The sequence below is a fragment of the Streptomyces sp. NPDC025618 genome (assembly GCF_055558795.1).
On the sequence record NZ_JBVHLW010000030.1, the window covers coordinates 8,732 to 18,717 of the forward strand.

Sequence of the window (9,986 nt, forward strand, 5' to 3'; positions counted from 1 at the left end):
CCCCCAGCTCCCCCCCCTCCCCCCCCCCCCCCCCCCCCCCCCCACCCCCCCCCCCACCCCCCCCCCCCCCCCCCCCCCCCCCCCCCCCCCGAGGGCGACCTCGACCAGGCGGACGGAGTTGGAGGAGTTCTTCGAGCCGACGACGATGACCAGGTCGGCCTCGGCGCCCATCTGCTTGACGGCGGTCTGCCGGTTCTGCGTGGCGTAGCAGATGTCGTCGCTCGGCGGGCTGATCAGCTGCGGGAAGCGGCCCTTGAGCGCGTCGACGGTCTCCATCGTCTCGTCGACGGACAGGGTGGTCTGGGAGAGCCAGACGACCTTGGACTCGTCGCGGACGCTCACGTTCTCCACGTCGCCGGGGCCGTCGACCAGGGTGATGTGGTCGGGGGCCTCGCCGCTCGTGCCGATGACCTCCTCGTGGCCCTCGTGGCCGATGAGGAGGATGTCGTAGTCGTCATTGGCGAAGCGGACGGCTTCCTTGTGGACCTTGGTGACCAGCGGGCAGGTGGCGTCGATGGTGGCCAGCTTGCCTCGGGCGGCCTCCTCGTGGACGACCGGGGCGACGCCGTGCGCGGAGAAGATGACGATGTTCCCCTCGGGCACCTCCGCCGTCTCCTCGACGAAGATCGCGCCCTTCTTCTCCAGGGTCTTCACCACGTACTTGTTGTGCACGATCTCGTGGCGCACATAGACGGGCGCACCGTACTGTTCCAGGGCTTTCTCGACGGCGATCACGGCGCGGTCCACGCCGGCGCAGTAGCCACGGGGGGCGGCGAGCAGGACCTTGCGGGCGGCGGCAGCAGTCATGCACTCCATCGTACGGGCCCGCCCTCCGGGGCCGTTCCGCCGACCGGCACCGTGGCCGGAGCTGGTGCACGATGGGCGGGAGGCAGGCACCGACGAGGGGCGACTCCATGGCCACACCACCCGGCGGCCGGAAGGACGCGCTGCGCCGCTCGCTCTCGTTCCGGGACCTCGTGGTGTACGGCCTCCTCTTCATCGCCCCCATGGCACCGGTCGGCATCTTCGGCACGCTCGACGCGAAGGCGCGCGGGGCGGTCGCGCTCGTCTACGGGGTGGCCACGGTGGCGATGGCCTTCACCGCCCTGTCGTACGCGCAGATGGTGCGGGTCGCCCCGCAGGCCGGCTCGGTCTACACCTACGCCCGCGTGGGGCTCGGCGAAGGGGCGGGGTTCATCGCCGGCTGGATGGCGATGCTCGACTATCTGCTGATCCCGGCGGTCGCCTATCTCTTCTCCGGCATCGCGATGCACGCGCTGGTGCCGGCGGTGCCGCGGTGGGTGTGGACGGCGCTCGCGGTGGCCGTGACGACGGGGCTGAACCTGTGGGGTGTGCGGGCCGCGGCGGCGGTGGGCTTCGGGGTGCTGGCCATGGAGATCGCCGTGCTGCTGGTCTTCGTCGCCTCGGCGGTCTTCGCGCTCTCGGAGCACGGCGCCCGGCGCGGGTGGCTGTCGCCGCTGACCGGGGAGGGCGGATTCTCGGCGGGCGCGGTGTTCACGGCGGTGTCCGTGGCGGTCCTCTCCTATCTCGGCTTCGACGCGATCGCCGCGTTCGCGGAGGAGTCGGCCGGGGGCTCCGAGCGGGTCGCGCGGGCCGTGCTCACGTGTCTGGCGGTGGCGGGCGTGCTGTTCGTCCTCCAGACCTACCTCGCGGCGCTGCTCGCCCCCATGTCCCCGGCGGAGCTGGCCGCGCACCCGGCGGACCAGGGGCCGGCCTTCTACGACACGGTCGACTCGGCGACCGGTGCCTGGCTGCACGACCTGGTGGCCGCGAGCAAGGCGGTCGGCGCGGCCTTCGCCGCGCTGGCCGGGCAGGCGGCGGCGGGCCGGCTGCTGTTCGCCATGGCCCGCGACCGCCGCCTGCCGGCCCCGCTGGCCAAGGTCGACCCGGGCTCCGGCGTCCCCCGGCCCGCGCTGCTGGGCGCCGCGGCGGTGACGCTGGCGGCGGCGGTGTGGGCGGCCCGGCGCGACGACGGGCTGGACCGCCTTGTGTCGGTGGTCGACGTGGGCGCGCTGGTCGCCTTCGCCCTGCTGCACCTGTCGGTGATGGGGTGGTTCGGGGTACGGAAGCGGGGCGCCCTGCGGCCGGTGCGGCACGTGGTGGTGCCGCTGCTGGGGCTGGCGGTGGTGATCGCGGTGATCGTGAAGGCGGCGCCCTCGGCGCAGTGGGCGGGCGGCGTGTGGTGCGCGGTGGGGCTGGCGGTGCTGGGCACGCAGGCGGTGCGGCGGCGGGCGCGGGCGGGCTGAGGCTCCCGCCGGGGGGGCCGCCCCGGACCGCCGACCGCGCGGCTAGGCTCGCTCCATGGCCCTCGATACGTCCCCCGACGCCCCGATCCCCGTCGGGCAGGTGTCCCGTCTCATCGGCGGGTGGATCGACCGGCTGGGTGCCGTCTGGGTCGAAGGGCAGATCACGCAGCTGTCGCGGCGGCCGGGCGCGGGCGTGGTGTTCCTGACCCTGCGCGACCCCTCGCACGACATCTCGCTGTCCGTCACCTGCTACCGCTCCGTGTTCGACGAGGTCGCCGACATCGTCTCGGAGGGCGCGCGGGTCGTCGTGCACGCCAAGCCCGAGTGGTACGCGCCGCGCGGCTCGCTCTCGCTGCGGGCCGCCGCGATCCGGCCGGTCGGCGTCGGTGAGCTGCTGGCGCGGCTGGAGCAGCTGAAGAAGTCGCTGGCCGCGGAGGGCCTCTTCGCCGCCGAACGCAAGCGGCCACTGCCGTTCCTGCCGCAGCTCGTCGGGCTGGTCTGCGGGCGCGCGTCCGCCGCCGAGCGCGACGTGCTGGAGAACGCCCGGCACCGCTGGCCGGCGGTCCGCTTCGAGGTGCGCAACGTCCCGGTGCAGGGCGTGCACGCCGTGCCGCGCGTGATCGAGGCGGTGGCGGAGCTGGACGCCCATCCGGACGTGGACGTCATCGTGGTCGCGCGCGGCGGCGGCAGCGTGGAGGACCTGCTGCCGTTCTCGGACGAGCAGCTCGTACGGGCGGTGGCCGCGTGCCGTACGCCGGTCGTCTCCGCGATCGGCCACGAGCCGGACACCCCGCTGCTCGACCTGGTCGCCGACCTGCGCGCGTCCACGCCCACGGACGCGGCGAAGCGGGTCGTGCCGGACGTGGGCGAGGAACTGCTCCGCGTACGGCAGCTGCGGGACCGCGCGCTGCGCTGCCTCACCGGGCACCTGGAGCGCGAGGAGCGCGGGCTGGCCTCCGTGCGGGCGCGCCCCTGCGTGGAGCGGCCGCAGCGGATGGTGGACGAACGGGAGGAGCAGATCGCCGCGTTCGTCGAGCGGGGGCGGCGCACGCTCCGCCACCTGCTGGACCGGGCGGACTCGGAACTGACGCACACGCACGCGCGCGTGGTCGGCCTGTCCCCGGCGGCGACGCTGCGCCGTGGCTACGCGGTGCTCCAGCACGCGGACGGCTCGGTGGTGCGCGCCGCGGACGAGGTCGCGGCGGAGGAGGAGCTGCGGGCGCGGGTCGCGGAGGGCGAGTTCGCGGTACGGGCCGTTGTCACCCCTCCCGCTTAGGCTTGGCGGCATGGCGAAGACGGATGCGGCTGCCGGTGACACGGGCGAGAGCGTGCTGGGGTACGAGCAGGCGCGGGACGAACTGATCGAGGTCGTGCGGCGCTTGGAGGCGGGCGGCACGTCGCTCGAGGAGTCGCTGGCGCTGTGGGAGCGGGGGGAGGAGCTCGCTGCTGTGTGCCGGCGGTGGCTGGAGGGGGCGCGGGCCCGCCTTGACGCCGCGCTCGCGGCGGATTCCTCCGAGGACGCTTCGCGGGGCTGATTTTTCCCCGGCCGCGCCGCGCGGGGGCTGCGCCCGCGGCGGGCTTTTCCCCTACCCGCCCCTTCCCGAAACCGGGGAGACCCCGGACCCCAGCGACCTCCGGTCGCGTCCTCAATCGCCGGACGGGCTGATATTCAGCCCGTTGGGGGCACCTCCCAGCGTTAGCTGGGGGAGTTTGAGGACAACGCGCGAAGCGTGTTGCGGGGTCTGGGGCGCAGCCCCAGTTTCGGGAAGGGGCGGGTAGGGGAACACAGCCCGCCGCAGGCGCACCCTCCCGCACCCCAGGATCGTGAGCCCCATCACACCATACCAGATTTAGTTGAAAGTTAACGTACTGCGCGGCAGAGTGGTCACACCGCACACATTTCCGCACACAAGAGAAGGCGTGCCCCGAATGACCCTCGCACTCGACCCCGCCGCCCAGGACCTGCTCTTCCGTGAGGCCCGTACGGCCAGCTCCTTCTCCGACGAGCCGGTGACCGACGAGCAGATCCAGGCCGTCTACGACCTGGTGAAGTACGCGCCGACCGCGTTCAACCAGACGCCGCTGCGCATCACGCTGGTCCGCTCCGAGGAGGCCCGCGAGCGCCTGGTGCCGCACATGTCCGAGGGCAACCAGCCCAAGACCCGCACCGCGCCGCTCGTCGCGATCCTCTCCGCGGACAACGAGTTCCACCAGGAACTGCCGACCCTCTTCCCGCACTTCCCGCAGGCCAAGGACGTCTTCTTCAGCGAGCGCCCCGCCCGTGAGGAGTCCGCCAAGGTGAACGGCGCCCTCCAGGCCGCGTACTTCATCGTCGGCATCCGCGCCGCCGGCCTGGCCGCGGGCCCGATGACCGGCTTCGACTTCGCCGCCGTCCAGAAGGAGTTCCTGGACGACGACCACACCCCGCTGATGATCGTCAACATCGGCAAGCCCGCCGGTGACGCGCCGTACCAGCGCTCGCCGCGCCTCGCCTACGACGAGGTCGTCACGACCATCTGACCCGACCCGCCCCGCCCGGGGCGGACCGGTTCACTCCGGCCGTCGCGCTCAGGCCCTCCCGGCCGTCCTGGCCTTCTCGGCCTTGAGCGCGGCGGCCATCTTCGTCAGCTGCTCCGGCGCGGCGGTGCCGGTGACCACCGTCGTCACGCCGTGCTCCTCGCGCACCAGCGCGTTGTACTTCTCACCGTCGTAGCGCAGCCAGGTGGCATCGCCCACCTTCTCGGTGCGCTTGGTCTTCGTCGCACCCTGCGTCACGTTGTCGATGAACGGCGCGGCGGGGCCGTCGCTCTGCTCGACCGCGACGTACTGCGTCTCCGGGTCGAGGAAGCCGAGGTGCCAGGCGGAGCCGTCCTTGCCGCCCGCGTGGTACGAGACCGAGGTCGCGCGCCAGTCGGCGTCGAGGCCCACGGGCGCGGCGACGGGGTACGGCGCGGCACGCCGGGCCGTCTCGAGCTCCACCCGGTAATCGACGGTCCTGACGGGGTCCTTGCTGTCGTCATGCGGGATGAACACATAGCTGATCAGGGCGATCGGGACGATCACCGCCATCGCCAGCACCATGTTCCGTACGGTCTGCGCCTTAGGGTTCCTACCTGCCACGCCCCCTATCGTCCCCCATGGCCGCGCGGATCTTGACGGCGGTGCGCCGCCGGAGGCCGCCGGGCACGCCGGCGCCGCCGCCGGGCGACCTTGACGCCGCTCATGCGTGGGGTGGCCTGCTCACTCTCGCAGTAAACAGATAAAGTCATCAGCACCCTCACCCTCCGCCCCCTTCGGGGGACGAGAGGTCCCACGGCCGTCGGCCGTACAGAAAGGTGTGCTCCGATGACCGATCATCACCTGCCGTCCTCGCTCGAGGTCAGCCCCGAGGCCCCCGACCGCAACCTCGCCCTGGAGCTCGTCCGGGTCACCGAGGCCGGCGCCATGGCGTCGGGCCGCTGGGTCGGGCGCGGCGACAAGAACGGCGCGGACGGCGCCGCGGTCAAGGCCATGCGCGCCCTCATCGGCACCGTCTCCATGAACGGCGTCGTCGTCATCGGCGAGGGCGAGAAGGACAACGCGCCCATGCTCTACAACGGTGAGCGCGTGGGCGACGGGACCGGCGCCGAGTGCGACGTCGCCGTGGACCCGGTGGACGGCACGACGCTGACGGCCAAGGGCATGGCCAACGCGGTGTCCGTCATGGCCGTCGCCGACCGCGGCTCGATGTTCGACCCGTCCGCGGTCTTCTACATGGACAAACTGGTCACCGGCCCCGAGGCCGCCGACTATGTCGACATCAACGCCCCGGTGGGCGTCAACATCCGCCGCGTTGCGAAGGCGAAGCACTCGTCGCCGGAGGACGTGACCGTCGTCGTCCTCGACCGCCCCCGCCACGACGGCATCGTCAAGGAGATCCGCGAGGCCGGCGCCCGCATCAAGTTCATCTCCGACGGCGACGTGGCAGGCGCCATCATGGCCGTCCGCGAGGGCACGGGCGTGGACCTGCTGCTGGGCATCGGCGGCACACCCGAGGGCATCATCACGGCCTGCGCCATCAAGTGCCTCGGCGGCACGATCCAGACCAAGCTGTGGCCCAAGGACGAGGAGGAGCGCGAGCGCGCGCTGGCGGCGGGCCATGACCTCGACAAGGTCCTGCACACGAACGACCTGGTCAGCGGCGAGAACGTGTTCTTCGTGGCCACCGGCATCACGGACGGCGAGCTGCTGCGCGGGGTGCGCTACCGCGCCGAGACGGCGACCACGCAGTCCCTGGTGATGCGGTCCAAGTCGGGCACCATCCGGCAGATCGACTCCACGCACCGGCTGTCGAAGCTGCGTGCCTACAGCACGGTGGACTTCGAGCGCCCCAGCTGATCACGGACCCCGGCGGACTCCGCACGCCGGGTCACCCTCTCCCCCACCGCCGGCCGGGCCGCTGTCGACGCGGGCCGGCCCCCGTGGACGTGCCCGTCCGGCGGTCGAGGACGAGGATCCGCACCCGGGCTGCCCCCTGCTCGCCCAGGTGCGGCTACGCGGTCAGCCCGCCGCGGCGACGCGCGTCGTGCGCTGCAGCTCCGCCTCGCGGCGGCGGCGCCGGGCCAGGACGACGCGGCGCTCCGCCGCGGTCAGGCCGCCCCACACGCCATAGGGCTCCGGCTGGAGCAGCGCGTGCTCCCGGCATTCGACCATCACCGGGCAGCGCGCGCAGACGCGCTTGGCGGCCTCCTCCCGGGAGAGCCGCGCGGCGGTCGGTTCCTTGGATGGTGCGAAGAAGAGCCCGGCTTCATCCCGGCGGCACACCGCCTCCGAATGCCAGGGGCCGGCCTGATCCCGAGCGGGCATCCGCTGGGACGGTACGGCGGCTTCAGGCAGGGGCTGATGCGGTAGCAGCACGGTCTACTCCTGACGACGGCTTAGCTTGGCCGATTGAGTCACCTTTGCCCGCCTCCACTGCGCACGGCCATTCGCACCGGCAGCCGTACGAGAGACGATGCACCAAGCTTTACCCGCTGTGCGCGTGCTTATTCACACCGTTGCCATGAGCGGAACGCACTGGCCCGCGATCAGGCTCCCGCCCGGAGGTTCCGCAGCCGCTTGCCCTTCTTGGGCTTGGCCTCCACCCCGCCGAAGACGGCGAAGCCCATGACGGTCACGACCGGGGCGCTCTCGTCCGGCGCCTCGCTGGACTTGACCTCGAAACCGCCGAAGACGCCCGTGCCGGTGGAGCGCAGGGTGACGTTCTCCGGCACCTTGATCTCGATGCCGCCGAAGATCGCGGTGGCGTTGATGACGATCTCCTGCTGTTCGAAGACGGCCTCCGTCAGGTCGATCTCCACGCCGCCGAACAGGGCGAAGGCGTTGATCCGGCGGGGGACGCGCCAGCGGCCGTTGCGCGCGGCGCCGCCGAAGACGGCGATGAGATTCTCGGCGGCCTCGACGGCCGCTCCACCGGGGCGCACCGGGGCGTCGTACGGGCGCGGGACCGCGGCGGGCGCGGGCCGGGAGGCGAGGGGGAGGTCGCGGGTCAGCGGCTCCAGCTCGCCGAGGGTGCGGGCCTGATAGACCGCGCCGATCCGCTCGGCGTGCTCCTCCGCCGTGATCCGGCCCTCGCCCAGCGCCTCACGCAGGATGTCGGCCGTCCGGTCCCGGTCGGCGTCGGAGGCGCGGAGCGCCGTCTCGGCCGGAGCGGCCTTCTCCAACTGCACCGGGGGGCGCTTCTCGCGCGATGACTCGTCCACCCCGCCAGGGTAGCGAAACGCGATAGATCGCGACAGGGGCGACCGCCGGTGAGCCTTACCTCACAGCCGCGCCCCGGGCCCCGCGTTCTACGCTTGTGGATGCTGTCGCAGTAGCCAGCATGTCTGCCGAGTGAGGAATGGCCGCAATGTCCCCTACTTCCCGCCCGACCCGCCCAGAGTTCGCCTACACGGATCTCCTGCCCCTGGGTGAGGACAACACTCCGTACCGCCTGGTCACTTCGGAGGGCGTGAGCACCTTCGAGGCCGACGGCCGTACGTTCCTCAAGGTCGAGCCGGAGGCCCTGCGGAAGCTGGCCGCCGAGGCCATGCACGACATCTCGCACTACCTGCGCCCCGCGCACCTCGCGCAGCTGCGCCGCATCCTCGACGACCCCGAGGCGTCGGCCAACGACCGCTTCGTCGCGCTCGACCTGCTGAAGAACGCCAACATCGCCGCGGCCGGCGTGCTGCCGATGTGCCAGGACACCGGCACGGCGATCGTCATGGGCAAGCGCGGCCAGAACGTCCTCACCGAGGGCGGCGACGAGGCGGCGCTCTCGCACGGCATCTACGACGCCTACACCGAGCTCAACCTGCGCTACTCGCAGATGGCCCCGCTGACCATGTGGGACGAGAAGAACACCGGCTCCAACCTGCCCGCGCAGATCGAGCTGTACGCGACCGACGGCGGCGCGTACAAGTTCCTCTTCATGGCCAAGGGCGGCGGCTCGGCCAACAAGTCCTTCCTCTACCAGGAGACGAAGGCCGTCCTCAACGAGTCCTCCATGATGAGGTTCCTGGAGGAGAAGATCCGCTCCCTGGGCACCGCCGCGTGCCCGCCGTACCACCTGGCGATCGTCGTCGGCGGTACGAGCGCGGAGTACGCCCTGAAGACCGCGAAGTACGCCTCCGCGCACTACCTCGACGAGCTGCCCGAGGAGGGCTCCCCGCTCGGTCACGGCTTCCGTGACAAGGAGCTGGAGGAGAAGGTCTTCGAGCTGACGCAGAAGATCGGCATCGGCGCCCAGTTCGGCGGCAAGTACTTCTGCCACGACGTGCGCGTCGTCCGGCTGCCGCGGCACGGCGCGTCCTGCCCGGTCGCCATCGCCGTCTCCTGCTCCGCCGACCGCCAGGCCCTGGCGAAGATCACGCCGGAGGGCGTCTTCCTGGAGCAGCTGGAGACCGACCCGGCGCGCTTCCTGCCGGACACCACCGAGGAGGAGCTGACCGCGGGCGCCGGTCCCGACCTCGACGCGGTCGCCATCGACCTCGACCGGCCGATGGACGAGATCCTCGCCGAGCTGACCAAGCACCCGGTCAAGACCCGGCTGTCGCTGACCGGCACGCTCGTCGTCGCCCGCGACATCGCCCACGCGAAGATCAAGGAACTGCTGGACGCGGGCGAGGAGATGCCCGAGTACCTCAAGAACCACCCGGTCTACTACGCGGGCCCGGCCAAGACGCCGGAGGGCTACGCGTCCGGCTCCTTCGGCCCGACGACGGCCGGCCGGATGGACGCGTACGTCGAGCAGTTCCAGGCGGCGGGCGGCTCCAAGGTCATGCTCGCCAAGGGCAACCGCTCGAAGCAGGTCACCGACGCGTGTGCGGCCCATGGCGGCTTCTACCTCGGCTCGATCGGCGGCCCGGCGGCGCGGCTCGCGCAGGACTGCATCAAGAAGGTCGAGGTCCTGGAGTACGAGGAGCTCGGCATGGAGGCGGTCTGGCGGATCGAGGTCGAGGACTTCCCGGCGTTCATCGTCGTGGACGACAAGGGCAACGATTTCTTCGTGGACCCGGCGCCGGCGCCGACGTTCACGAGCATTCCGGTGCGGCAGGGGTAGCGGTTTTCGGGCGGCTGCGCGTGCATTGCCGCCTGCGGCGGGCTTTGTTCCCCTGCCCCGCCCCTTCCCGAAACCGGGGAGACCCCGGACCCCGAACACACTGGACTCGCTGGGGGGCAGAGCAGCGAAACGCGAAG

10 protein-coding genes are annotated in these 9,986 nt (G+C 72.0%); 6 read left to right on the top strand and 4 right to left on the bottom strand.

Features of this window, described 5'->3' with window-relative positions; all coding sequences use genetic code 11:
* Positions 1 to 807, bottom strand: an 807-nt coding sequence (locus tag ACZ4A5_RS23070; RefSeq protein ID WP_467587221.1) for a 4-hydroxy-3-methylbut-2-enyl diphosphate reductase, incomplete at its 3' end; no start/stop codon positions are given.
* Positions 808 to 914: 107 nt separating this feature from the next.
* On the opposite strand from ACZ4A5_RS23070, the gene ACZ4A5_RS23075 reads away from it, so the two are divergent.
* From ACZ4A5_RS23075 to ACZ4A5_RS23090, 4 genes are all read left to right on the top strand, one after another.
* The gene (locus ACZ4A5_RS23075) at positions 915 to 2,267 is read left to right on the top strand and encodes an APC family permease (protein ID WP_467587225.1); all 1,353 of its coding nucleotides are present in this window, start codon (positions 915 to 917) and stop codon (positions 2,265 to 2,267) included.
* Positions 2,268 to 2,322: 55 nt separating this feature from the next.
* The gene (gene xseA, locus ACZ4A5_RS23080) at positions 2,323 to 3,543 is read left to right on the top strand and encodes an exodeoxyribonuclease VII large subunit (RefSeq protein ID WP_467587229.1); all 1,221 of its coding nucleotides are present in this window, start codon (positions 2,323 to 2,325) and stop codon (positions 3,541 to 3,543) included.
* A 10-nt stretch (positions 3,544 to 3,553) separates the two neighbouring features.
* The gene (locus ACZ4A5_RS23085; protein ID WP_467587232.1) at positions 3,554 to 3,802 is read left to right on the top strand and encodes an exodeoxyribonuclease VII small subunit; all 249 of its coding nucleotides are present in this window, start codon (positions 3,554 to 3,556) and stop codon (positions 3,800 to 3,802) included.
* Positions 3,803 to 4,196: 394 nt separating this feature from the next.
* Positions 4,197 to 4,787, top strand: coding sequence for a malonic semialdehyde reductase (locus ACZ4A5_RS23090; protein WP_467587235.1), 591 nt, complete (start codon positions 4,197 to 4,199; stop codon positions 4,785 to 4,787).
* Positions 4,788 to 4,835: 48 nt separating this feature from the next.
* Here the strand turns inward: ACZ4A5_RS23090 and ACZ4A5_RS23095 are convergent, their stop codons facing one another.
* Positions 4,836 to 5,387 carry a DUF4245 domain-containing protein gene (locus tag ACZ4A5_RS23095; protein WP_467587238.1) on the bottom strand — a complete coding sequence of 184 codons (552 nt, stop codon included), beginning with the start codon at positions 5,385 to 5,387 and terminating at the stop codon, positions 4,836 to 4,838.
* 225 nt (positions 5,388 to 5,612) lie between these two features.
* On the opposite strand from ACZ4A5_RS23095, the gene glpX reads away from it, so the two are divergent.
* Positions 5,613 to 6,644 carry a class II fructose-bisphosphatase gene (gene glpX, locus ACZ4A5_RS23100; protein ID WP_467587240.1) on the top strand — a complete coding sequence of 344 codons (1,032 nt, stop codon included), beginning with the start codon at positions 5,613 to 5,615 and terminating at the stop codon, positions 6,642 to 6,644.
* A 162-nt stretch (positions 6,645 to 6,806) separates the two neighbouring features.
* On the opposite strand, the gene ACZ4A5_RS23105 is transcribed toward glpX, so the two are convergent.
* Both ACZ4A5_RS23105 and ACZ4A5_RS23110 read right to left on the bottom strand, forming a co-directional pair.
* Complete coding sequence (locus ACZ4A5_RS23105; protein WP_366004878.1) at positions 6,807 to 7,112, bottom strand: WhiB family transcriptional regulator; 306 nt, start codon at positions 7,110 to 7,112, stop codon at positions 6,807 to 6,809.
* 221 nt (positions 7,113 to 7,333) lie between these two features.
* Positions 7,334 to 8,008 (bottom strand): DUF1707 SHOCT-like domain-containing protein, encoded by a 675-nt coding sequence (locus ACZ4A5_RS23110; protein ID WP_467587247.1) that lies wholly within the window; start codon positions 8,006 to 8,008, stop codon positions 7,334 to 7,336.
* 146 nt (positions 8,009 to 8,154) lie between these two features.
* Here ACZ4A5_RS23110 and ACZ4A5_RS23115 point away from each other — a divergent pair, with 146 nt between their 5' ends.
* On the top strand, positions 8,155 to 9,849 hold the full coding sequence (locus ACZ4A5_RS23115) for a fumarate hydratase (protein ID WP_467587251.1): 1,695 nt from the start codon (positions 8,155 to 8,157) through the stop codon (positions 9,847 to 9,849).
* Positions 9,850 to 9,986: the final 137 nt, after the last annotated feature.